At 63.6% G+C, this 23,385-nt stretch carries 20 protein-coding genes and 2 pseudogenes; 8 read left to right on the top strand and 14 right to left on the bottom strand.

Annotated elements, in window-relative coordinates; translation table 11 throughout:
- Window positions 1-645: pseudogene (locus U5775_RS36095) on the top strand (IS3 family transposase); the annotation flags it as partial.
- Between the two features lie 190 nt (window positions 646-835).
- Here the strand turns inward: U5775_RS36095 and U5775_RS36100 are convergent.
- From U5775_RS36100 to U5775_RS36115, 4 genes are all read right to left on the bottom strand, one after another.
- On the bottom strand, window positions 836-1,924 hold the full coding sequence (locus U5775_RS36100) for a branched-chain amino acid ABC transporter substrate-binding protein (RefSeq protein WP_322062944.1): 1,089 nt from the start codon (window positions 1,922-1,924) through the stop codon (window positions 836-838).
- Between the two features lie 428 nt (window positions 1,925-2,352).
- Window positions 2,353-3,285, bottom strand: coding sequence for an ornithine cyclodeaminase (locus U5775_RS36105; RefSeq protein ID WP_322062921.1), 933 nt, complete (start codon window positions 3,283-3,285; stop codon window positions 2,353-2,355).
- A gap of 11 nt (window positions 3,286-3,296) precedes the next feature.
- A complete protein-coding gene (locus U5775_RS36110) occupies window positions 3,297-4,355 on the bottom strand; it encodes a proline racemase family protein (protein WP_322062922.1) in 1,059 nt (352 codons plus the stop codon).
- 100 nt (window positions 4,356-4,455) lie between these two features.
- Complete coding sequence (locus tag U5775_RS36115) at window positions 4,456-5,430, bottom strand: LysR substrate-binding domain-containing protein (protein ID WP_322062923.1); 975 nt, start codon at window positions 5,428-5,430, stop codon at window positions 4,456-4,458.
- Between the two features lie 886 nt (window positions 5,431-6,316).
- Between U5775_RS36115 and U5775_RS36120 the strand changes: the two genes are divergently transcribed.
- Entirely contained in the window at window positions 6,317-7,084 is a 768-nt protein-coding gene (locus U5775_RS36120) for a PadR family transcriptional regulator (RefSeq protein ID WP_415913740.1), read from the top strand.
- A gap of 65 nt (window positions 7,085-7,149) precedes the next feature.
- A complete protein-coding gene (locus tag U5775_RS36125) occupies window positions 7,150-7,959 on the top strand; it encodes a siderophore-interacting protein (protein WP_322062924.1) in 810 nt (269 codons plus the stop codon).
- 78 nt (window positions 7,960-8,037) lie between these two features.
- On the opposite strand, the pseudogene U5775_RS36130 reads toward U5775_RS36125, so the two are convergent.
- The 4 genes and pseudogenes from U5775_RS36130 to U5775_RS36145 form a co-directional block, all read right to left on the bottom strand.
- Window positions 8,038-8,265 (bottom strand): annotated as a pseudogene (locus U5775_RS36130) (helix-turn-helix domain-containing protein); the annotation flags it as partial.
- Complete coding sequence (locus U5775_RS36135; protein WP_322062925.1) at window positions 8,223-9,392, bottom strand: 3-deoxy-7-phosphoheptulonate synthase; 1,170 nt, start codon at window positions 9,390-9,392, stop codon at window positions 8,223-8,225. The gene U5775_RS36135 and the pseudogene U5775_RS36130, both read right to left, overlap by 43 nt.
- Before the next feature lie 218 nt (window positions 9,393-9,610).
- Entirely contained in the window at window positions 9,611-10,618 is a 1,008-nt protein-coding gene (locus tag U5775_RS36140; protein ID WP_322062926.1) for a sterol desaturase family protein, read from the bottom strand.
- Between the two features lie 15 nt (window positions 10,619-10,633).
- Window positions 10,634-11,662: a YncE family protein gene (locus tag U5775_RS36145; protein ID WP_322062927.1), complete on the bottom strand. Its 1,029-nt coding sequence runs from the start codon at window positions 11,660-11,662 to the stop codon at window positions 10,634-10,636.
- 342 nt (window positions 11,663-12,004) lie between these two features.
- Here U5775_RS36145 and U5775_RS36150 point away from each other — a divergent pair, with 342 nt between their 5' ends.
- Both U5775_RS36150 and zwf read left to right on the top strand, forming a co-directional pair.
- Window positions 12,005-13,330: an Nramp family divalent metal transporter gene (locus tag U5775_RS36150; RefSeq protein WP_322062928.1), complete on the top strand. Its 1,326-nt coding sequence runs from the start codon at window positions 12,005-12,007 to the stop codon at window positions 13,328-13,330.
- A 238-nt stretch (window positions 13,331-13,568) separates the two neighbouring features.
- Window positions 13,569-15,044 (top strand): glucose-6-phosphate dehydrogenase, encoded by a 1,476-nt coding sequence (gene zwf, locus U5775_RS36155; protein WP_322062929.1) that lies wholly within the window; start codon window positions 13,569-13,571, stop codon window positions 15,042-15,044.
- Window positions 15,045-15,102: 58 nt separating this feature from the next.
- Here the strand turns inward: zwf and U5775_RS36160 are convergent, their stop codons facing one another.
- Both U5775_RS36160 and U5775_RS36165 read right to left on the bottom strand, forming a co-directional pair.
- Window positions 15,103-15,297 carry a hypothetical protein gene (locus U5775_RS36160; protein WP_322062947.1) on the bottom strand — a complete coding sequence of 65 codons (195 nt, stop codon included), beginning with the start codon at window positions 15,295-15,297 and terminating at the stop codon, window positions 15,103-15,105.
- A 104-nt stretch (window positions 15,298-15,401) separates the two neighbouring features.
- Window positions 15,402-15,818 carry a MarR family winged helix-turn-helix transcriptional regulator gene (locus U5775_RS36165; protein ID WP_322062930.1) on the bottom strand — a complete coding sequence of 139 codons (417 nt, stop codon included), beginning with the start codon at window positions 15,816-15,818 and terminating at the stop codon, window positions 15,402-15,404.
- A gap of 280 nt (window positions 15,819-16,098) precedes the next feature.
- Between U5775_RS36165 and U5775_RS36170 the strand changes: the two genes are divergently transcribed.
- Window positions 16,099-17,151, top strand: coding sequence for an alcohol dehydrogenase (locus U5775_RS36170; RefSeq protein WP_322062946.1), 1,053 nt, complete (start codon window positions 16,099-16,101; stop codon window positions 17,149-17,151).
- A gap of 110 nt (window positions 17,152-17,261) precedes the next feature.
- On the opposite strand, the gene U5775_RS36175 is transcribed toward U5775_RS36170, so the two are convergent.
- Entirely contained in the window at window positions 17,262-18,257 is a 996-nt protein-coding gene (locus U5775_RS36175; RefSeq protein WP_322062931.1) for an aldo/keto reductase, read from the bottom strand.
- 260 nt (window positions 18,258-18,517) lie between these two features.
- On the opposite strand from U5775_RS36175, the gene U5775_RS36180 reads away from it, so the two are divergent.
- Window positions 18,518-20,659, top strand: coding sequence for a tetratricopeptide repeat protein (locus U5775_RS36180; RefSeq protein WP_322062932.1), 2,142 nt, complete (start codon window positions 18,518-18,520; stop codon window positions 20,657-20,659).
- A 42-nt stretch (window positions 20,660-20,701) separates the two neighbouring features.
- On the opposite strand, the gene U5775_RS36185 is transcribed toward U5775_RS36180, so the two are convergent.
- A complete protein-coding gene (locus U5775_RS36185) occupies window positions 20,702-20,923 on the bottom strand; it encodes a hypothetical protein (protein ID WP_415913741.1) in 222 nt (73 codons plus the stop codon).
- A 458-nt stretch (window positions 20,924-21,381) separates the two neighbouring features.
- On the opposite strand from U5775_RS36185, the gene U5775_RS36190 reads away from it, so the two are divergent.
- Window positions 21,382-21,735, top strand: coding sequence for a DUF1330 domain-containing protein (locus U5775_RS36190; protein WP_322062934.1), 354 nt, complete (start codon window positions 21,382-21,384; stop codon window positions 21,733-21,735).
- Between the two features lie 54 nt (window positions 21,736-21,789).
- Here U5775_RS36190 and U5775_RS36195 read toward each other — a convergent pair whose 3' ends face one another.
- Window positions 21,790-22,332 carry a hypothetical protein gene (locus U5775_RS36195; protein WP_322062935.1) on the bottom strand — a complete coding sequence of 181 codons (543 nt, stop codon included), beginning with the start codon at window positions 22,330-22,332 and terminating at the stop codon, window positions 21,790-21,792.
- A 20-nt stretch (window positions 22,333-22,352) separates the two neighbouring features.
- Window positions 22,353-23,150, bottom strand: coding sequence for a DUF2092 domain-containing protein (locus tag U5775_RS36200; protein ID WP_322062936.1), 798 nt, complete (start codon window positions 23,148-23,150; stop codon window positions 22,353-22,355).
- Window positions 23,151-23,385: the final 235 nt, after the last annotated feature.

A 23,385-nucleotide genomic window follows, 5' to 3' on the forward strand; every position in this document is an offset into this window, starting at 1 on the left:
ATAGGCCTGTGCGTACTTCGCGAAGGAGTCGACGTGAAGTACGCCTTCATCGAACGAAATCGCCGTCACTGGCCGATTTCGGTGTTATGCGAAGTACTCGCAGTGAGCCCCAGCGGCTTTCATCAGCGGCGGCAACGTGCCGCGCAGAACAAGCCGCACCGAGGCCGCTTGAGCAACGACGCACTGCTGGCGCACATCAAGGCGATTCATGCGCAGGTCAAGGGCGAATACGGTTGGCCGCGCATGTGGAAAGAACTGGTTGCACGCGGCGTACGCGTGGGCAAGGAGCGAGTTCGCAAGCTGATGGCGCAGCATGGTATCCGCGCGCGGCACAGACGCAAGTACATCGCGACGACGAACTCGAATCACAACTTGCCGGTCGCGCCGAACCTGTTGGAGCGCAACTTCACGGCGGCAGCGCCAAATCAGGTCTGGACGAGCGACATCACCTATGTGGCGACGGCCGAAGGTTGGCTGTATCTGGCCTTCATAATCGACCTGTTCAGCCGTCAGGTGGTGGGCTGGTCGATGCAGCCACATATGAAGGCCGGGTTGGTGACGGACGCGCTGCGCATGGCCTGGTTCCGGCGCCGCCCCGAAGCTGGCGTGATTGTGCATAGCGACCGTGGCAGCCAGTATTGCAGCAGAATTGGGTCGCCGCTCAGCGAGGACAGGCGGCCTGATAGATTCAGCTATGGGATTCGTCAAACAGGGGCAAGGTCAGTCTTGACTGTGGGGTCCACTTTATCCCTCGGACGAAGCGGTGGTGAGCGCTAAATTTTCCCAACTCAGGCTTCTCGTACCCTGGCACAGGAGGCCATCGGTTTCTGCTTGCTTACCTTGACCCGATTGTTGTTACGGGGACCCATTTTCCGTTTTTGACCTGATACAGCGTTGAGGTGGGATTGGTCAGATCGCCAATCTTGTCAAATGAAATGTGGCCTGTGATCCCATCATATTGGGTCGAGCGAAGCGCCGACATAAAGACGGCCGGGTTTGTCGAGCCTGCCTTTTTCATCGCGTCGATGGCTATCCACGCGCAGTCATAGGAGAACGGTGAATAAGTGAGCAGGTCCGTGCCGAACCGCTTCTTGTATTTCTGGACGAATGCTCGGCCTGCTGGCAGAGAGTCAATCGGGCGTCCATACTCCCATGCCATCGATCCATCCGCAGCCTCTCCGGCCGACTGGATAAAGACAGTATCCGCGATGCCTCCACTGCCGACGAACTGGGTGTGCATCCTAAGCTGTTTCATACGCTTCGCGATCAGGCCTGCCTGGGAATTACTACCAGAGAAAAATAGCAGGTCTGCGTTCGCCGCTTTTATATTCGTCAATAGCGCATTAAATTCAACGGCTTTGTCGTTTGTGTATTCAGAGGTGACGATCGATCCCCCTGCCGCCTGAACAGCCTTCTTGAACTCTTCGACGGCGCCCGATCCAAAGGCAGTGCGATCATCCATAGTTGTAATTCGCTTCGCCTTTGTTACGGTGACGGCATATTTACCGGCATTGCCCGAGTTTTGGACGTCAGTGGCGATGATCCTGAACACGTTCGAGAGTCCAAGGCGCGTGATTTGCGGATTGGTCGCAGCAGGATCAAGCAGCGGAATACCGGCTTTCGCAAAGATGGGCGCAGACGGCAGGGCGACGCCAGAATTGTAGTAGCCGATGGTTGCAGCCACTCCGTCGTCGACCAGCTTTTGTGCCACCTGGACACCAATTCGTGGGTCGCCCTGGTCGTCAACGGAATCAAGTTCGAACTTGACCTCCTGGCCACCAATATTAAGATGCTGCGCATTCGCCTCTTCAATTGCAAGGCGTGCGCCGTTCTCCATGTCTTTGCCGTTCGCTGCACCGATGCCGGTCAGTGGCGCAGAGATGCCTATCTTCACAACTTGTTGCGCGAGAGCCCCACCTGCCATTCCGGAAAGGATAGTGGTGACGAGGATGGATAAAAGGGTTTTTCGCATGATAGGCACCCATTCAATAAATGTTCAATTTGCCGAATTTCAGACCAGAATGGCAATTCGACGGAGAAAAATTAAACGATCCAATCCAGAAATGCAGAGCGCTTGCTTAGTACATTGACAGCGAAACATGCAAAATATCTGGAGAAATTATACCGCCCATCAACCAGACTCCTCCCCGTTCTTCCTCAAATTTCCTCGCGACATAGTCGCACCTAATGGTCTTATATATGCACTACTAATTATTATTTCACTACGATTCGATAAATATAGGATGTCACGCGTTACTGTTTGAATCCGCACCGATTGAGACCGGTGTCTATCCTGTAAAGCACGTCGCCGTCGTTCTCTGATACCTTCGTTGCGATCGACATCGGACGCCGCTAGCTTGCTTTTAATTGCTCGACAACATACTGACTGACAATCAGATCCAGGTGCGCACCGCCGGCATTCTTGTAAACCGTCCGGTCCCCGGCCGAGCGATGGAATGCCTGCATCCTGCACAGATCGAACAGATCGCCCTCGATGTCGCTCTCCCCAATCACGCCCGCTCGCATCGGGATCTGGATGTCGCCCGCCCCGGAAGCATTCTGGCGATCGTCCACGAAAATCCGGGCACCCCGGAATACATCGCAATCAGCCTCTTGCATGTCGGGCCGGTATCCGCCTACCAGATCCACATGGGTACCAGGACGAACGTACTTGCCCAGAATCAAGGGCGTGGTTGCGCTGGTGGCGGCGACAATGATGTCGGCGCTGGCGACCGCAGCATCGAGGTCCTCGACGATCCGTACCCGGACGTGTCTTGCTTCGAGCGCCCCGCGCGCGGTTTCCAGCTTCGACGGCGTGCGATTCCACAACAACACTTCGCGGATAGATGGTCGGATGTGCAGGTAAGCGTCCGTCAAGGACCGTGCCACCGGACCCGCGCCCAGGACCAGCAGGACCTCGCTGTACTCGCTGCTCAGCCGTTGTGCCGCGAGGGCGGAATCGGCCGCGGTCTTCCATCGCGTGATTTCGGGGCCGTCCAGCAGGGCGACGAGCCCCTTGGTACGCTCGTCCAGAACCAGAAACGCAGCCTGCTCCGTCGGTAAGGGAGGATCGGCAGCGCCGTTGGCCGGATGGATCGAGGCGATTTTGACCCCGGCACCCTTGCCCGGCAGGATCACGCCGCGGCTGAACAGGCCGAAACTCGAATCCCCGATGAAGTAACTGTCGCCGGTGGGCCGGGAGCCGGAGTGCCCGCGGTACAAGGCGTCGAGAACACCGTCCCAGTCCAGTACCGACTGGATCTGCTGCGCGGAAATGATCTGCATGCGTACCGTTCCTACTGTTTCGGCCAGATGTCTCCAAGGGTGTAGCCCTCGGGAAACGGATCGTCGTGATCCAGCACGATAGTGTGGATGCCCTGGATCCAGCTGGTGCCGGCCAGCGTCGGTACCACGGCTGCCTGCTCGCCGATCCGGGTCGTCTCCTCCAGGCGGCCGGTGAAGACGGTGCCGAGGATGCCCTGATGCCGGAAGTCCTGGTGCAGCGGCAGTTCGCCCCTGGCGTGCAGCACGGCCATCTTGGCGCAGGTGCCAGTGCCGCAGGGGCAACGGTCGATCGCGCCGGTCCAGGTGGCCGGATCGTCCCATGAGAGCGGCCCGGTGGGCATGGTTACCGCGTTCTTCCAGTCGGCCCGCGGGTCGTCCGTAGGTCCCGAGAGCTGGGAAATCGTGATGCCGACGCCCGGATAGTCGGGATGCGCAACCGGTAGCTGTTCGATGGCGGCCTGCCGGATCATGGCGGAGACCCGCGTGATCTCCTTGCCATGTTCGGGCTTGAGTTCGAGCCCCGGAAACTGTCGCACGTCGGCGATGGCGTAGAACATGCCGCCCCAGCCGACATCCACTCGCACCGCGCCCAGATGCGGCACGTCGATCACGGCATCGAGATGCGCGGCAAATGCCGGTACGTTCGTGAACTTCACGCTCTTGACCTTACCGTTCCTGCACTCCGCGGTGATGCGGATCAGTCCGGCCGGCGCTTCCAGCGTCAATTCAGTCACCGGCTCATGCATCGGAAGCATGCCCATTTCCAGTAGTACGGTCACCACAGAGATGGTGTTGCCGCCCGACATCATCGGGTACTCGACCTGCTCCAGGATGATGTAGCCCGCATCCGCTTCCGGGTGACAGGGAGGCACGATGATGTTGCAGCAGTGGGCCGGGTAGCCGCGCGGCTCGCGCAGTAACAGCTTGCGCAGTCCGTCGTCATTGGCCTCCAGCCATTTCATCTTGGCCTGGACGGTGTCGCCAGGAATATGCGGGATGCCGCCGGTCACGACGCGCATGGGGATACCCGAATGGGTCTCCACAGCATGGATGCTTCTCTTGAAACCCATGAGCTGATTTCCTCTTTCGTATCGCTGCCGCTGAGCGGCGTAAAGAGAAATCTATGCTGGTTTCACCGGGAACCAAAACGACATTTCCTCCGGCATTCCTTCAACTTTTGGTTGAAGATTGCTGGGCGAGATGCTGTCTGATCCACTGGCAGAAGCGTTTGCACACAGGGGTGTCGGCCTTGTCCTTCCGAACTGAGAGGTAGTGGCCGCGATTCCTCATCACAATCTTGTGCGGTAGCGGACGCACCAGTTCGCCGCTATCGACCAGGTGCCCGATGAGATGATGCCAGCCCAACACCACTCCCTGATGTGCCACGGCCAACTGGACGATCGCCGGATAGTCGTTGCTGGTGAACAACTGCCGCGGGATGTCGGCGCACCAACTCGTGTCCACGTCATGCAGCGACAGCCAGACTCTCCAGTCGATATGCTCGGAGATTTGCGATCGACCGTAGGCACTGAGATCGAGCAGCGACATGTCGAGCAGTGCTTCAGGCGCCTCGATCGGGCCGTGGCGCTCCAGATATTGCGGAGAGCAAACCGGATAGACCTCGTCGTCGAACAGGTGCTCGCTGTCGTAACCGTCGCGCAAGCTGGCCAGCTTGGCGATGTATACGTCCGGGCGCACGCCCCCTTCCATCGAAACGAAATTCTGCGTGGCCAGCACGGTGAGTTCGATATCCGGGGCCTCTCGAAGGAATTCGGGTAATCGCCTGTGGAGCCACAGCGCTGAGAACGCAGGCGAACAGCACACGGTCAGCGTCTGCCTGGCGGGAATTTTCTTGCGCAGGCGTTCGGCGGCCTGATGGATATTGATCAGCGAGAGTTGGGCGGCATCCTTGAACATCTCCCCATCGGCCGTCAATGCGACGGTTCTGCCTGAGCGGACAAACAACGTTGTCCCAAGGTAGTCCTCAAGTTCCCGCACCTGTTTGCTTACGGCCGCGGGGGTCACGCTCAATGCATTGGCCGCCCCGGTAAAACTCCTGAATCTGGCAGCAGCGAGAAATGATTTGATCGCCCGCAGCGAAAGCGCACCGACCAGGGTTGCGCTCATTTCGAATTGAGATGCCATGACGATGTCAACCGACCTAGTTGATCAGGATAGAGTCTGAAGCAAGGAACCGTCCGAGCCTACATAAGACAACGCGGCCATTCTCATATCGCGACGGAAAATGTTCAAGACAACCGTCGTGTCACGGGAGCGGCGCGGGATCGGGGCGATGGATGACCACTTCCACTTGAGAAGCAGCCTCTTGAATGGCAATGATACGGGGCTGGTGAGGGTCCGCTTATGGCCGGGGAAGACTCGCAATGCCTCGAGGCGCCCGCCTCCGGGCTCGAGTCCGTAGTGGCTGTAATTTAGCGCCCACCCTTAGCAAACGAAGGCGAAACACAATTCGCATCGCAGCACGCCGGGCCTGCCGCCCTGCCCACACCCGGCGGGCGTCGCGGCAATGACGCGTACTGAAAGCGGCCATCAGTTCTCAGCTGTCGAAGCTACGCATTGTGCCTGGAGTTTTTCGCCGTCGACGATTTGCCCGGACGGGCTCAACCCTTACTCCGCTGGCCGCCACCAGACGACACCATGCTCCTCGCGAGACGGGCAAGGTCGAGGCGTCGGCGAAAAACTCTAAATCCGGTTGTTAGCAAACTACCGCTGCCAAACTTCATAGCATCCACGCACGGGACGTCGGACCCTAAATATTACTGCGCGAGGTAGCGCCAGCGCCTCCGTTTGGCAACTTACGCCCTCCCATCGCGCAAGAACAGCACGACCAAGGTTATCGAATCAAGTATTTCGATAGCATAAAGTCACTGGGATTGTGCGCCGCATCGAGAATTTCTGCGTTCCCGCACACTCTGTTGTGCGCCGATACCCTCTTCAGATTTTCTTTGACAAACGCTCTTAAGATATATATCTTAAGACATGTTTTAAGACACTCAGAGAAGGAGGCCCCATGCGCCACCATCATGCTTTCGGTTATTTCTGGCGCCACGCCCGCGTCGCTCGCGCCTGTTTCGACCCCGTTTTTCAATCCGATGCCGACGACGATTTCGCCGACGTCCGCTTTGCGATGCGTCACCCGATGCACGCGCTGCGCCACGCCATGAGCCGCCATCGCGGTGGCGAAGGCCACGGCGATTTCGGCGATCGCTTCGGTGAAGGCTTCGGCCGCGGCTTTGGCGGTTTCGGCGGCAATGGCGACGGCTTCGGCCGCGCCCGCAAGTTCACGTCCGAAGATCTGCAATTGATGCTGCTCGTGCTGCTGGCCGAGCGCCCGAGCCACGGCTACGAGCTCATCAAGGCGCTCGATGCGCGCTCGAACGGCTTCTACAGCCCGAGCCCCGGCATGGTCTACCCGGCGCTCACCTACCTCGAAGAACTTGGCTACGTCAGCGTCACGCTCGAAGGCAATCGTAAGCGCTACGAACTATCGGAAGAAGGCCGCGCGTATCTGGAGGCCAATCGCGAGCGCGCCGACCTGATCCTCGCGAAGCTCACGCATTTCGGCCGCAAGATGGAAGTCATGCGCCGCGCCTTCGCCGGAGAAGATCCCGCCGAAGGCACCGGCTGGGTGCGCGAGCTGATCGAAGCGCGCCACGCGCTCAAGCGCGCCCTGCTGCGCCGCACGGACGCCTCGCCCGACGAGCAGCGCCGCATCGCGGCGATCCTCGCGCGCGCCACCCGCGAAATCGAGAACGGCGCGGAAAGCAGCGGCGCCTGAGTGCAGGCACGTTATCCGCGACCCAGCGTCCGAACGCCACCCTATCCGCCCCATCGGAGCCACAGATGCACAACCAGAACCCCCTTGAAGTCGTCCGCGTACGACATCCGTTGAAATTTCGTTTGCTGCGCGTCACGCGCGTCGAGCCGCTGTCGCCCGCGCTCGTGCGCGTGACGCTCACGGGCGATCTGAGCGACTTCGTGTCGGCGTCGTTCGACGATCACCTGAAAGTATTCTTCCCGTCCGAGGGCGCAGAAACGCCCGTGCTGCCGAGCCTCGGTCCCGACGGCATCGTCTTTCCCGAAGGCGTCGAGCGCCCCGCCGCGCGCGATTACACGCCGCGCCGCTTCGACGCCGCCGCCAACGAACTCGACCTCGAATTCGCGCTGCACGAAGCGGGCCCCGCCACGGCATGGGCAGCGCAGGCGCAGCCGGGCCAGTACCTCGGCGTGGGCGGTCCGCGCGGCTCGATGGTGATCCCCACGGGCTACGACTGGCATCTGCTGATCGGCGACGAAACGGCGCTGCCCGCCATCCAGCGCCGCCTCGCCGAACTGCCCGTCGGTACGCGCGTCGCGGTGGTCGTGGAAGTGGAGAACCGCGCGGCACGCATCGCGCTGCCCACCGAAGCCGATCTCTATGCGATCTGGTGCTATCGTGAGGAATCCGAATCGGATCAACCGCTCGCGGACGCCGTGCAGGAAGTCTGGTTGCCGCCCGGCGAAGGCTACGTGTGGGCCGCCGGCGAAGCCTCGTCGATCCGCGCCGTGAGGGCGCATCTGTGCAACGAGCGCGGCGTCGACAAAAAGCGCATTCGCGCGTCGGCGTACTGGCGGCGCGGCGCGCAGGCGACGCATGAAACGATCGACGATTGAGTAATTGCCGGTACCCTTGCGGGAATACGCACCTGCGCGACCTGGGCCCGTCGCGCCACCACTCGAGTTCCAGTCTTATCAGCCGATTGCAAGGCGAACAGGTTTGCCAATGCGGCTCAGCATTTCGACCAGCGCGTCGATGGTGAACCTGGCGGTCTTCCAGTTCACCACGTCCGATACGCGTGGACGGGACACCATTAGAATTTCCGCCGCCTCGGCCTGTTTCAGGTGGTGTTGCTCGATCCACGATGCCAACTCACCCATTAGCTGCTCCTTGAGCTGCCGGGTATCGTTGATCTGCTTTTCGATGCCGCCCGCTTTTCCCTGCGCGCCCGCACCGCCTCCGCCAGCGACTCCAGCACCGGCTGCGTCTGCGCCCAGCTGATGCAGGCATCCGTGATCGACACGCCGCGCTGGAGCGGCAAGCCCGGCGTGAGATCCTGGCGCCCTTCTTCCAGATGGCTCTCGATCATCACGCCCACGATGCGCTCCTCGCCGCCCGCGAGCTGCGCGCCGATGTCCTGCGCGACGTCGATCTGGCGCCGGTGCTGCTTGCTCGAATTCGCATGCGAGCAATCGATCATGACGTGTTCGCGCAGCCCCGCCTTCGCGAGCGCCGCGGCGCTCGCCGCCACCGATGCCGCGTCGTAGTTCGGCCCGCTCTTGCCGCCGCGCAGGATCACGTGACAGTCGTTGTTGCCGCGCGTCTCGAAGATCGCGGCCATGCCCATTTTCGTCATGCCCATGAACGCGTGGCTCGCGCGCGCCGCGACGATGGCGTCCGCGGCGATCTGCACGCCGCCGTCCGTGCCGTTCTTGAAGCCGATCGGGCACGAGAGCCCCGAGGCCAGTTGCCGATGGCTCTGGCTCTCGGTCGTGCGCGCGCCGATCGCGCCCCATGCCACGAGGTCGGCGATGTACTGCGGGCTCAGCAAGTCGAGGAATTCGGTGCCGGTGGGCAGGCCGAGCGCGTTGATGTCGAGCAGCAGCTGGCGCGCGGCGCGCAAGCCCTCGTTGATGCGGAAGCTCCCGTCGAGACGCGGGTCGTTGATATAGCCCTTCCAGCCCACGGTCGTGCGCGGCTTCTCGAAGTACACGCGCATCACGACGAGCAGGTCGTCCTTGAGCCGGTCGGCGTCCTGCTTGAGCCGCTTCGCGTATTCGATCGCCTGGTCGTGGTCGTGGATCGAGCACGGCCCGACCACCACCACGACGCGGTCGTCGCGATGCGCGAGCACCTCGCCGATTTGCGCGCGGCTCGTTTCCACGAGCGTCTGCGTGGCCTGCGGCACAGGCAGCTCGTCGAGCAGCAGCGCGGGCGAGATGAGCGGACGCACCGCGCCGATGCGCACGTCGTCGATGCGGGTGGAATCTTCGGTGGCGTCGGCGAAACCGACTTCCTGGTCGTGCTGCGGATTGTCGATACGGCTCAAGGTGCTCTCCTGCTTCGAGCTGGGACGCACCGCTTTGCCAAAGGCGCAGCGGCTCGCGCGCGTTGTGTGTGGGGACAATCCGCGATTATCGCATCCGGCGCGCCGCTGCGGCCCGAAGCGCCCTCAAGCGAACCTCGCCCAAGCGCCGATGTGAAACGAGGCGGCATCAAGCCGCCTCGCGAAGAGAACGAAAGCAATGAAAACCGCAAGGCCGCCAGTCAGCGCGCCTGTCCGCCCAGCGGATAGCCCTTGCCGGCGAGACGCCGGCCGATGCGCACGAGCGCGAGCCATTGCTGGGCGATCAGCCCCTCGCCGTAGTTCACGTCGCGGCCTTGCGGCGCGGGCAATTGCTCGCGGATGCCGGTGGGCTCGGGCGCCTTGCTCCACGAGGCCGTGCGGAACATCACGTCCCACCACGGAAACAGCACGCCGAAGTTGCAGCCGTAGCGCGTGCCCTCATGGCCATAGCCAATCGCGTGATGGCGGCGATGGAACGCCGGGCTCACGAGGATGCGCTCGAGCAGCCAGCCGAATTCGAGCCGCGCATTGACGTGCTGCACGCTCTGCAGGAAGTTGCCCACGGCGATGAGCACGACGAACTGCGAAGGCGGCACGCCGATGAACAGCGAGATGCCCGCGAAGAACGCGGCCTGCACGATGTCGTCGATGAAATGATTGCGATCGTCGCACCAGAGCGACATCTGCTGCTGGCTGTGATGCACCGCGTGCAGCTCCCACCACACGCCGAAGCGGTGCTGCCAGCGGTGATACCAGTAGCCCGCGAAATCGAGCGCGATCAGATAGATCAGGAACGAGACGAACGGCTTGTCGGTCACGCCGGGCCAGAGGCTGTCCACGTCGATGTTGGGCACGTTGTGGATCGCCATCAGGCTCTGCCAGTGATTGAACAGCGGCGTGAGCATGAAGAAGAACGCGATGTTCAGGATCCCTAGCTTCGCGATCCACGTGTACCAGACGTCGGCGCGCAGCGCCCTGCGGTCGCGCCATTGCTCGGCCGGGCGCAGCGCCTCGAGCGGACGCAGCAGCAGATACGACGCGCCAATCTGCAGCACGCCCACGATCACCCAGTAGAGCGCGTCGTAGGTGTCCTCGTCGTAGCCCATCAGGCCGACTTTGTAGAAGATCGGCTGCACCACGTCCACGTAGACGAGCGTCTGCAGCCACGAAACGAGGTTGTCGGCTTGCGTCAGCAACATGTCGAGCATCGTGTCTCCCGGCCTTCAGTCAGGATTGGGCGCATACACCGGCGCGCTGTTTGCGAAGTAGATGCCGTGCGGCGAGCGGCCCACGGCGATCGTGTCGATCAGCTTGCGCGTCGTCAGGTCGATGATGCCCACGTGCTTCGCGAAGCGGAACGTAACCCACAGATAGCGTTTGTCGGCGGAAAGTTCCATGTCGTCGGGGCCGGGGCGCAGGCCCGTAATGTCGGCCACCTTGGTGAGCGTGGTGTAGTCGAGAATGCTGATGGTGCTTTCCACGCGGTTCGAGACGGCCACGTGCTTGCCGTCGTCGAGATTGCGGAAGTTGTGCGCGCCGCGGCCCGTCTGGATCTTCTTCACGAGCGTGCGGTTGTGCCAGTCCACCACGGCCACGTCGTCCTCACCGGTCATGCCCACGAGCAGGTACTTGTCGCCGGGCGTCATCCAGAGGCCCGCGGGCGTGCTGCCCACATGCAGCTTCCAGAGCACGGTCTGCGTGGCCAGGTCGATTGCGGCCACTTCGCCGGTGTCCTGCAGCGTCACGAACGCGGTCTTGCTGTCCGACGAGAAGTTGATGTGGCTCGGCGTCTTCGCGAGAGGAATGCGCTTCACGAGCGTGACGTCATGGCCGTTGTAGCTGTAGATGTCCACGCGGTCGAGCCGCAGGCCCGCCGTGACGAACCACTTGTGGTCGGGCGAGAAGCCGAGCTGGTACGGGTCTTCGATGCCCTCCACGCGGCGCTGCACCTTGCCCGTGTGCGGGTCGAGGAACATCAGGTCGTTCGAGACCGAATCGGCCACGATGAGCGATTGCCCGTCGGGCGTGATCATCAGGTGATGCGGCTCCTTGCCGGTGGGCTCGGTGCCGACCACGCTGCGGCTCGCCTCGTCGATGAGCGAGAGCTGCGCTTCGCCGGAATCGAGCACGATGACCTTGTCGTTGGCATTGACATTGGCGTTGGCGTTGCCGCCGGCGTGAGCCAGTGCGCTAAACGCGAGCGAGCCGAGGAGCACCGCCCCTGCAACGCGGTGCCGGGTATGAGTGAGCATCGGGAAATTGGGCATTTCGTCAGGAGTTAAGCCGGCGCAGCCAAGAGGCCGCATCCGGAGAAAGCACGCGCGGAGCCGGTTTGTGCTGAGATAGAGACTGGTGCGCCGCAAACAGGGCGAAAGCCAGACGAAATCTCAGTGAAACCGGGCAGCGATATCCGGCGCGCGGGACATTCCCTTAACGCACGACGATCGCTTTCCGATGACGCGCAAACGCTCCGCGGCCGCCTTTTTTAGGCGCTTTTCATGGGCCGCGCATGGGCCGCGCTGCTTTGGCCCTTTGTTTTGGCCCGCAAATTGTTGGCCCACGAACGGCGGCCGCCCAACCTCGACGAGGCATTCATGCAACATCGCACCCGCGAAGACAACCTGCATGACCCACCCGGCGGACTCTCCGAGCGCACGGCGCACAAGGTGCGCGAGGCGCTCGAAGGACGCCGGCGCGGCGCCGCGCTGCTGCTGCCGCTCGCCGGGCCGGCCGTGATCGTCTCGGTGGCCTACATGGACCCCGGCAATTTCGCGACCAACATCCAGGCGGGCGCGCGCTACGGCTATACGCTGCTCTGGGTCGTGCTGCTCGCGAATCTCGTCGCCATGCTGTTCCAGGCGCTCTCGGCGAAGCTCGGCATCGTCACCGGCTGCAATCTCGCGCAGCTGTGCCGCGCGAGCCTGCCCGCGCCGCTCGTCTGGCTCATGTGGATCGTGAGCGAGATCGCCGCCATGGCCACCGACCTCGCCGAATTCCTCGGCGGCGCGATCGGGCTCGCGCTGCTGCTGCACCTGCCGCTGCTCGCGGGCATGGGCGTCACCGCGCTCGTCACCTATGGGCTGCTGTTCTTCGAGCGCGCGGGCTTCCGGCCGCTCGAACTCGTGATCGGCGCGCTGGTGGGCCTGATCGGCCTGTGCTATCTGCTGGAGCTTTTCATCACGCCCGTCGACTGGCCGGGCGTAGCCGCGCATCTCGCCACGCCGCGCCTGCCCGACGCGCAGGCCGTGACGATCGCCGTGGGCATCGTGGGCGCCACGGTCATGCCGCACGCGCTCTTTCTGCACTCGGGGCTCACCCAGGCGCGCGTGCGGCCGCGCGACGACACCGAGCGCAAGCGCCTGTTGCGCTTCTCGAACGTCGAGGTGGTGATCGCGCTGTCGTTCGCGGGGCTCATCAACATGGCGATGGTCATCATGGCGTCGGCGGCCTTTCATCTGGGTCACGCCGACGTCGCCGAAATCGGCACTGCCTGGCACACGCTCGCGCCGCTCTTCGGCATGGCCGCGGCCAGCATCTTCCTCGTTTCGCTGATCGCCTCGGGCATTTCGAGCTCGGTGGTGGGCACGCTCGCGGGCCAGATGATCATGCAGGGCTTCGTGGGCTTCCAGATTCCGCTCTGGCTGCGCCGCCTCGTGACGATGGCGCCGAGCTTCGCGGTGGTAGGCCTCGGCGTGAACGCCACCGAGGCGCTCGTCGCGAGCCAGGTCGTGCTGAGTCTCGCGCTGCCGTTCCCGATGGCGGCGCTCGTCTGGTTCACGAGCCGGCGCGACATCATGGGGCACTACCGCAGCGGCCCGGCGCTCGCATGGCTCGCGGTGCTGGGCGCCGTGGCCGTGCTCGCGCTCAATGCGCTGCTGCTGTTGCAGACCTTCGGCGTGCGGGTGCCCGGCCTCGCGTGAAGCGCCGCTTTCGACGCCTCATGCATACCCGCGATCGATGTACGCGGCACGGGCCCTGCACGAAGCGTGCAGCGCATGCGGCCCAATTCGATCGATTCGCGCAATTCGCGGACCGTGCCTGCGCGAACCGTTCACCGACTGCGCGGTCGGGGTGCGAATGCCTGCGTCAGACGTGCAAACTTGCACGAAACCATGCAACATTAGCGTTTTTCAACGCGCCACAACCGAGCGACCTGCCATGACGAACCAGCCTGCCCAAGCCGCGCCCGAACTGCCCGTCGACATGATCATCTTCGGCGGCGGAGGCGACCTTGCCGCACGCAAACTGCTTCCCGCGCTCTACATGGCGCATCTGCACGGCAATCTGCCGCCCGATACGCGCATCATCGCCGTGGGCCGCAAGAACTGGACCATCGACGACTATCGCGCGTTCATGGAGGAGCAGTCGCGTCCGTTCATCGACGCCAAAGCTTTCGACGAACAAGCGTGGGACCGCTATCTGAACCTGTTCCAGTACGTGATCATCGACGTGAATGCGCGCGGCGATTACGAGCATCTCGCGCAGGCCTCGCGCAAGCATGCGCTGCGCGTGTTCTATCTCTCGACCTCGCCCGAGCTCTTCACGACGATCTGCGACAACCTCTCGGCCGCGCATCTGCTCGATTCGCATTCGCGCGTCGTGCTCGAGAAGCCGCTCGGCCACGATCTCGCCTCGGCTCAGGAGATCAACGCCTCGGTGGGCCGCCACTTCGCGGAATCGCAGATCTACCGGATCGACCACTATCTGGGCAAGGAGACGGTGCAGAACCTCATGGTGCTGCGCTTCGGCAATCCGATCTTCGGGCCGCTGTGGCAGGCGCCATATATCCGCAGCGTGCAGATCACGGTGGCGGAGACGGTGGGCGTAGGCAGCCGCGCGGGCTTCTACGACCACACCGGCGCGCTGCGCGACATGGTGCAGAACCACCTGCTGCAACTGCTGTGCATCGTGGCGATGGAGCCGCCCGTCTCGCTCGACCCCGACGCCGTGCGCGACGAAAAGCTCAAGGTGCTGCGCTCGCTGCGGCCGATGTCGGTGGCCGACATCGCGCGCGACACCGTGCGCGGCCAGTACGCGGCGGGCGCCGTGGACGGCCAGCCCGTGAAGGGCTACCTCGAAGAAGACAACGTGCCCGCGAACAGCAAGGCGGAAACCTTCGTGGCGCTGCGCGCGCACATCAACAACTGGCGCTGGGCCAACGTGCCGTTCTTCCTGCGCACGGGCAAGCGCATGCAGAAGCGCCAGTCGGAGATCGTGATCGAATTCGCGGACCTGCCGTTCTCGATCTTCCCGAGCGGGCCGCGCAATTACGGCAACCGGCTCGTGATCCAGCTCCAGCCCGAAGAGTCGATCCAGTTGCAGATGCTCGCGAAAGAGCCGGGCAGCGGCATGAACATGCTGCCGGTGAACCTGAATCTCGATCTGCAGCAGGCCATTCCCGAGCGCCGCGCGGAAGCCTATGAGCGTCTGCTCGTCGACGTGATTCGCGGACGCCTCACGCACTTCATGCGCCGCGACGAACTCGAAGCCGCCTGGAGCTGGGTGGAGCCGATTCTCGACGGCTGGAAGGAGCTCAACGACCGCCCGCGCATCTATACGGCGGGCACTTTCGGGCCGGCCGCGTCTTCGGCGCTGCTCGCGCGCGAGAACATGTCGTGGGCCGAAGAGGCTTGAACTGGCGTTTTGAACCCGCGTTAATGGGCGCCAGCGCGGGGGCATGACCGGCGCAACTTCACGACCGGTCGCGCCGCTTGCCGCCGTCGCGGGCCCGCGCGCCCTCGGCGCTCGCGCGGTCGGGGCGGAACAGATCGAGCCCCGCGAACACCACCACGCCGCTCAGCGCCATCATCGGCACCGAATGCCGGCCCAGATAGAGAATCGCGGCAGCGAGCCACGTCGAAATAAAGAAAGCAGCCATGCGCCGCATGATGAAACTCCAAAACCCATGATGTGCGCGGCAACGGCGCGTCTGCCCGCGTGCCTCCCGCGCGTCTGTAGACGCCTGTAGAAGCGCAAGCGGCATTCCGCGTGTCAGCCGAGCGTCGCGCGCGCCGTGCGCAGCCGGCTCACGGTATCCACGAACGCCTCGCCGCCCAGCGAGCGCTTGATGCGGCCCGTGACCTGCGCACTCGCGTGATTGAGCGCCTCGCGTATCGACGCGGCCTGCGGCGTGGGCATGATCGCCACCTCGCGCTGGTCGCCGGCGGTGCGCTGACGCGCCACGTAGCCGCGCGCCTCGAGCCCGTCGAGCACGCGCGTGGCCGTGGGGCGCGCGATGGAGAGCAGATCCGCCAGCTCGCGCTGAAGCGAACCGGGACGCTCGAGCACCGCGCGCAGCATGAAACCCTGCGGCGGCGTGAGGCCGAAAGGCTCGAACGCTTCGGTCCATTCGCGTTCGAGCCGGCGGGCGAGCGCCGACGTGTTGAAGTAGAGACACTGATCGAACATGGCCACAGGATAAACCGTTGTCGTTAGCTATGCAACCAACTCGACACGATAGCTCCCTGATTCAGGCGCTTTTTCGAACTTTTCCGATGCGATGGTCCTGCGTGGCTTCGCGCATCGAATCATCGGTTGTGCGAACTTTCATGCCGTGCCTGCCCGGCCCTCACGACCTGCCCCCACAAAAAACGAACGAGCGGACGAATTCGTCACGCATCCGTTATGATGTGAGCGAATCGACATCGCCTCACCGCTTCATCCCACTCCAACGGAGACATCGATGCAGATGCGTTGTTATTGCGTGACCCACCACGGTCAGCCGCTCGAACTCGTCCAGCGCGAGACGCCGCAACCGCGCGGCACCGAGGTGCTCGTGCGCGTGAAGGCCGCGGGACTCTGCCATTCCGACCTGCATATCTGGGAGGGCTACTACGACCTGGGCGGCGGCAAGAAACTCTCGCTCGCCGACCGCGGCATCAAGCTGCCGCTCACGCTCTCGCACGAAATCTGCGGTGAAGTGGTCGCGGCGGGCCCTGAGGCCGGCGAGGTGCAGACGGGCGCGATGGCGGTCGTGCATCCGTGGATCGGCTGCGGGGAATGCGCCGCGTGCCTGCGCGGCGAGGAAAACCTCTGCGCGAAGCCGCAATCGCTCGGCGTGATGCGCGACGGCGGCTTCGCCGACTACGTGATCGTGCCGCATCCACGCTATCTGGTCGATCTCGGCAACCTCGATCCCGTGAAGGCCGCGCCGCTCGCGTGCGCGGGCGTCACGACCTTTTCCGCGATCAAGAAGTTCGGCGCGCGCATCCACGAAGGTCCGGTCGTGATCATCGGCGCGGGCGGTCTCGGCATGATGGCCATCGAGGTGCTCAAGGCGCTGGGCGCGAAAGGCGCCATCGTGGTGGACGTGGACGCCGCCAAGCGCGAGGCCGCGCTCAAGGAAGGCGCGCTCGCCGCCATCGACTCGCGTGCGCCCGATGCCGTCGAGCAGGTCGTCAAAGCCACGGGCGGCGGTGCTCGCGCCGTGCTCGATCTCGTGGGCGCGACGCCCACCGTGAGGCTCGCGCTCGATGCATGCACGCGCGGCGCTCACGTGGTGATAGTCGGCTTGATGGGCGGCGACATCACGCTTTCGCTGCCGATCATTCCGATGCGGCCGCTCAAGATCGAAGGCAGCTATGTGGGCTCGCTGCCCGAATTGCGCGAGCTCGTCGCGTTGATGCGCGAGGGGAAGATGCAGCCCTCGCCGGTGTCGAGCCGGCCGCTCGGCGAAATCAATGCGGCGCTCGAAGCGCTCGCTCAAGGCAAGGTGGTGGGGCGGCAGGTGTTGATACCCTGATTGCCGCCTGAAAGCCGCTTGATTGCCGGAATAACGAAGAAGGGGCGCACGCATGGCGGCGCCCCTTCCCGTTTCCAGCAGATTATTTCGGATGCCTTATTGACTCACAATCAGCGCGCGGCATCGCCAAGGCGATACGCTGCGCTCGCGTCATCGAGTTGCGTCTTCAACTCGGGATCGAGTTCGAGATCGGCGGCGGCGATCGACGCATCGAGCTGCTCAGGCTTGCTCGCGCCAATGAGCGCCGACGTCACGTGCGGATTGGCCAGCACCCACGCGATCGACGCGGTCGTGAGCGACTGGCCGGTCTGCCCGACGATGCCGCGCAGCGTCTCGATGGTCTCGAACTCGCGCTCGTGCCAGTAGCGGTCGTGATACATCTTCCCGGCCACGCCCACGCTTTGCGTGAAGCGCCCTTCGGCGGGCGCACTGTCCGCGCGGTACTTGCCCGTCAGCAGACCGCCCGCGAGCGGGTTGTACGGAATCACGGCGAGCCCCTCCTCGCCCGCGAGCGGCAGCAGCTCGCGCTCGATCTGGCGGAACAGCAGGTTGTAGCGGGGCTGCACCGAGACGAAGCGCGCGAGGCGCAACACATCGGCGCGGCCGAGTGCGCGTGCGAGCCGGTAAGCGAGGAAATTCGACACGCCGATATAGCGCGCCTTGCCCGCGCGCACGATCGTGTCGAGCGCTTCGAGCGTTTCGTCGAGCGGCGTATCCCGGTCGTCGGAGTGCAGCTGGTAGAGGTCCACGTAGTCGGTGCCCAGGCGTCGCAGCGAGGCGTCGATGGCATCGAGCAAGTGCTTGCGCGACGCGCCCTGGTCCCACGGCGACGGCCCGACCTTGCCCACGGCCTTGGTCGCCAGGATGAAGCGCTCGCGCCGGCCCTTGAGCCAGCGCCCGACGATCTCCTCGGTGCGCCCGGCATGCGTTTCTCCGCCGCCGAGCGGGTAGACGTCGGCCGTGTCGATGAAGTTGATGCCGGCGTCGGCGGCCTTGTCGAGAATGAGACGGGACACGTCTTCTTCGGTCTGCAAGCCGAAGGTCATCGTACCGAGACACAGACGCGAAACACTAAGGCCGGTATGGCCAAAACGGCGATATTGCATCGAATGCTCCTCTCTCTGGCGGTGCGGCGCGCTCGCGGTGACGGCGAGCGCGCAATGCTGCGAAGCATAGCGCGCTCGCGCTGAACCTGCCCGGCGCGGCCGCGGCGCCTTACGATTTTGAAATGCGGCGCGCGAGTGGCGCGGCGGGCGCGATTCGTCGCAATTCGTCGAACAGGCGGCCCACACACGCTCTAATCGCGCCGTTGCTCGCGCGAGCGCTGTCGTAAGCTCGTAGCGTCCTTCATTCCGCCCGCCCCACCGTGACCTCGACGACCGCCGACGCGCCCCTCCACCCCGACCGCCAGCAGGAAGCAAGCGCACTGAGCGCGCAAGGCCGCTTCGCCGAGGCGCTCGCCGTGCTCGCGCCGCTCATCGGCACGCACGCGCGCGCGGACGACGCGTCCCTCGTCGAAACGCTCCATCTGGCCGCGCTCTGCGCGCTGGGCACGGGCCAGACGGACATGGCGCACGCGCTGTGGCAGCGCTGCATCGATGCGAAGCCCGCGTTCGTGGACGCCTGGCAAGGCCTCGCCGCGATGCTCACGGCGCTCGGCCAGTGGGCCGCCGCCGAAACGCTCTGGCGGCGCCTGCTCGCCGTGGACCCGGCGCACGCGGACGCGCATAGCAACCTCGGCATCGTGCTGCATCGCCTCGGTCGCGCGCAGGAGGCCGAGCTCGCGTACCGCATGGCGCTCGCGCGCCAGCCCGGGCACGTGGACGCCCATTACAACCTCGGCATCGTCCTGCACGAGGCGGGCCGCCGCGACGAAGCCGAAGCGGCCTGGCGCGCCGCGCTCGCCAGCAATCCGCACTATGCGCGCGCGCACAACAATCTCGGCACGCTGCTGCGCGAGTACGGACGCCTCGAAGAAGCCGAAGAAGCCTGGCGCCAGGCGCTGCTCGCCGAGCCGCAATACCCCGAAGCGCTGAACAATTACGGCGCGCTGCTCAAGTCGCTCGGCAGACTCATGGAAGCGGAGCTGGCGTGCCGTCTCGCCCTCAAAATCCGGCCCGATTATGTCGAGGCGCTCAACAACCTCGGCTGCGTGCTCACGGAGCTCAAGCGCCAGCCCGAGGCCGAGCTGCTCTATCGACAAGCGCTCGCGCTGCGCCCCGACCATGTCGATGCGCACTACAACCTCGGCGTCACGCTGCAGCAGCTCGAACGCTATCCCGAAGCCGAAATGGCCTACCGCACGGCGCTGCGGCTCGACCCCGCGCGCGCGGAAACGCTCAACAACCTCGGCTGCATGCTGGGCATGCTCGGCCGTCTGCCCGAAGCGCTCACGACCCTTCAACGGGCGCTCGAATGCAATGCCGATATCGCACAGGCCCATTTCAACCTGGGCGGCGTATTGAAGGAGCTGGGCGCGCTCGACGAAGCCGAGGCCGCGTACCGCCGCGCAATCGCGCTGATGCCCGATTACGGCGACGCCGTGTTTCGCCTCGCCACGCTGCTCATCACGATGGGCCGCTACGAAGAAGGCTGGCGCCTCTATGAACGGCGCTACGAGAACACGAGTTTCGTGCATTTCGCTTCGCGCGAGATGCTGGGCTGCGCGCACTGGCAAGGCGAGCCGCTCGCCGGGAAGTCGCTGCTGCTCTGGCAGGAAGACGGGCTCGGCGACATGCTGCAGTTCGCCCGCTACGCGCGCCTCATCAAAGCGCAAGGCGCGGCGCATGTTGCGTTCGGCTGCGTCGACGCCCTGCACCGCGTGCTCGCGGACGTCGAGGGCATCGACGCCATCTATACCCATGCCGAAGCCACCGCGCGCGCCGCCCAGTTCGACTACTGGGCGAGCCCGCTGAGCATGCCACTGCATCTGGCCACCACCCTCGACACGACGCCGCCGCCGGCCCGCTTCGAAGCGGACCCCGCGCTCGTGCGCAAGTGGGCCGCGCGGCTCGACACGCTCGGCGACGGCCCGCGCATCGGGCTCGTGTGGAAGGGCAATCCGAAGCACCACAACGACCCCCATCGCTCGATTCCCTCGCTCGCGGCGCTCGCGCCGCTCTGGAGCGTGCCGGGGCTGAAATTCGTGAGCCTGCAAAAAGGCGCGGGAGAAGACGAAGCGCAGACGGCGCAGCGCGCCGGCGCGGCACAGCCGATCCTGCACCTGGGCGCCGAGCTGGCCGATTTCGTGGATACGGCGGCCATCGTCTCGCAGCTCGACCTGCTGATCTGCGTGGATACGTCGACGGCCCATCTGGCCGCCTCGCTCGGCACGCCGTGCTGGGTGATGCTGCCGGGCCGCGACGTGGACTGGCGCTGGCTCCACGCGCGCGAAGATTCGCCGTGGTATCCGCAAACCGTGCGCCTTTTCCGGCAGAGCGCCGACGAAACGTGGAGCGCGCCGATCGAGCGCGTACGGCAGGCGTGCGCGGAGCGGTTCAGCCGCTGAGAGCTCGCACGCGCCCGCGGGGCGTACGCTTCAACCGCCCGGTCAGTCCCACATATTGCGGAAGGCCACGGCCGCGATCACCGGCACGCACAGCACGAGCGGGATCGCGAAGTAAGGCATCTCCCGGTCGACGACCCAGCTACGGATCAGCCAGCCCACGCCCAGCGCGAGCGTGAGCACGCCGACGAGCGCGGTCAAGGTGTTGAGCAGCCAGGTGGGCGGCCGCTTGCGCTTCTTCTTGTCTTCCGTGGGAGACGGTTTCATGGGGGCGTTGAGCATCACGTTGAGCGCTTGAGCGTCCCGAGCGGGGCGCCGATCAAACGATTTTACTCTCGATGGCTGACGGCACGCAGATGGGGACAGGTCCAGGCAGGCCGCGTGCGTGGCGTTTTCAGGGCGCTGGAAAAGAAAAAGCCCGCCTGAATGGGCGGGCTGAATCCATATCAGGAGAGACATGGAGGAGACGAGTTGATTCTAGGGTTTTCCCTATACCTTTGCAAGCGTTTTTTTGAGGGCCGGGTTAACTCGTTGCAATTCGGGCTTTCCCGGCCTTTCCCTACCATTGAATAACGCCGTTTTGCCGCCGTTTGCTAACCGCTTTGAATCAGGGCGGCGGCAAGAACGGCGCTTGAGCTTGACTTCCCAGGTAATCGATTCGTCTCCCGCCTCGCCCTATCCTGGTTGGCAGCTCACATCCCTTTCCCTGCCGCATGAGGATAGCCATGACGACCTACGCCATCGCCCATTTGCATCAAACCGAACTGTGCGCCGAAATCGTCGAGTATCTGGAAAAGATCGACGGCACGCTCGCGCCGTTCGGCGGCCGCTTCATCATCCACGGCGGCCGCGTGGAGCAGCTCGAAGGCAAGTTCAGGGGCAACCTGATCGTCATCGAGTTCGACGACCGCGAGCGCGCCCGCACGTGGTATCGCTCGCCGGCCTATCAGGCCATCCTGCCGCTGCGCACGCGGCACGCAAGCGGCGACGTGTTCTTCATCGATCAGGTCGCGCAACCGCATCGCGCAACCGACATACTCGAAGGCATCCGCGTGCCCACAGCCGGCGTCGCCCCGTGATGGCCTGCCGAAGCGACGCGGTCGACACACAGACGCCTGCGTCCCCCGCGTCCCTTAGTGCGGAGGGTTGACCACCACGTATTGCACGGTGGTGCCCGCGTATTGCGGCTGATACCACGTCGAGCCGCATTGCTGGTAAGTCACGCCGCCGACCATCATGGCCGAGCAGCTCGGAGGCAGGCTGCGGACAATGGAACCCACCACAGCCGCCGTCCCGACTACCGCGGTGGTCACCGCAGCCGCCGTTGCAACCGGATGATCGTTGTACCAGCCGCCGTGGTTGTCGTTGTAGTTGTTCGCGACATTAGCCCGGTTGTTACTGATATTCGTTGCCGCGTTGGCCCGGTTGCTGCTGATGTTCGTCGCCGCGTTGGCCCGGTTCGAACTCGCTTGCTGCATGGTGTTCTGGCGATCGCCCGCGCGCGCGGTGCGGTTGGCCTGCCGGGTCGTGACATTGGTTTCATGCGCGCTCTGGCGGTTGGCGGCATTCACCGACGTCTGCGCGCCGCCCCGAACCTGAAATGCGCCCGCGGCTGTTGCAACCCCCGCTGCTATCAACGCAGCGCTCGCTGTCATCAAGAATTTTTTCGAGTACATGGTGATCTCTGGATTGAAATTTATTGAGCGCCGCTGGATTGCACAAACTTGATCTGATGTGCATTTTCGGGGGGCGTGAATTTAAATGTCACCGACGTGATCTCGGGTTTGAGATTCCAGTGATACACCGCCGTGTATTGAGGCCGTTCTTTGTCCGACGACGTCACGATATTCAGCTTGCATGGCAGCGGCTGATCGCCTTTCTGAATCCAGATTTGCCAATCCAGTTGCTTCTCATGATAGGCATAGTGCGAACAGGTATTTCCGCTGACCACCTCGTCGCCGACATAGACCGCCGAAATCACGTGGGAAAACGCAGCGGGATCCGCACCGAGCGAGAAGAGATCGTTCAGCGGCAACTCGACTCCATACTTTTCCTCGAGATCGCCCATCAGTTCCTTGATCGTCGAAGGCGCGGGGACCGTCGCGTAATAGTTGCCCGGCTCCGTATAGAGCGTGAAGCTCTTGCCGTCGTAGAAAGCATGCCGCCTGTTGCCTGGCGCGCCGCCGACAATGTCGGCCTTGAGCGAGTCGGGGCGGCTCACGGTCATCTTCGTGTTGTGCGACAGTTGAATCAGTTGCGTCGTTGAACCGTTAACCATGATCTGATCCGTAGTCGAATCGACATCGAGATCAAATTGTTTGATGGTTTGCAAATAACTGTTCATCTTGACCAATGCATTTATTGCCTCTGCATCGGGCTTATGCACGGTAGATGATGCGGCGGCCTTTGATGCCGCGAATGCAGCACCGGACGAAGCACATAATGCGCTAGCCATCGCGGCTAAAAGTGCCAATTTTGTAAATTTTTGCGTCACTATTCTTCTCCTTAATTGGCCTCATCGGCCGCTTTCACAACATTGGACTTGCAGTCCATGAATAGTCGTCTGCGCCGCGAAACAGCAGTGATTTCATCGGCAATGCATGCGTGCAGATGTCGGGCAGGCAGGCGTGTGTCGCTCCTTCTAACAGCGTTGGGAGACCTTTTAGTAGGTGTCCCGAACAATCATGCCGCCGATTGAATCGCAAACAGCGCGGCGAAGTATGCCCCAT

It is taken from the genome of Paraburkholderia sp. J63 (assembly GCF_905220245.1).
Lineage (GTDB): Bacteria > Pseudomonadota > Gammaproteobacteria > Burkholderiales > Burkholderiaceae > Paraburkholderia.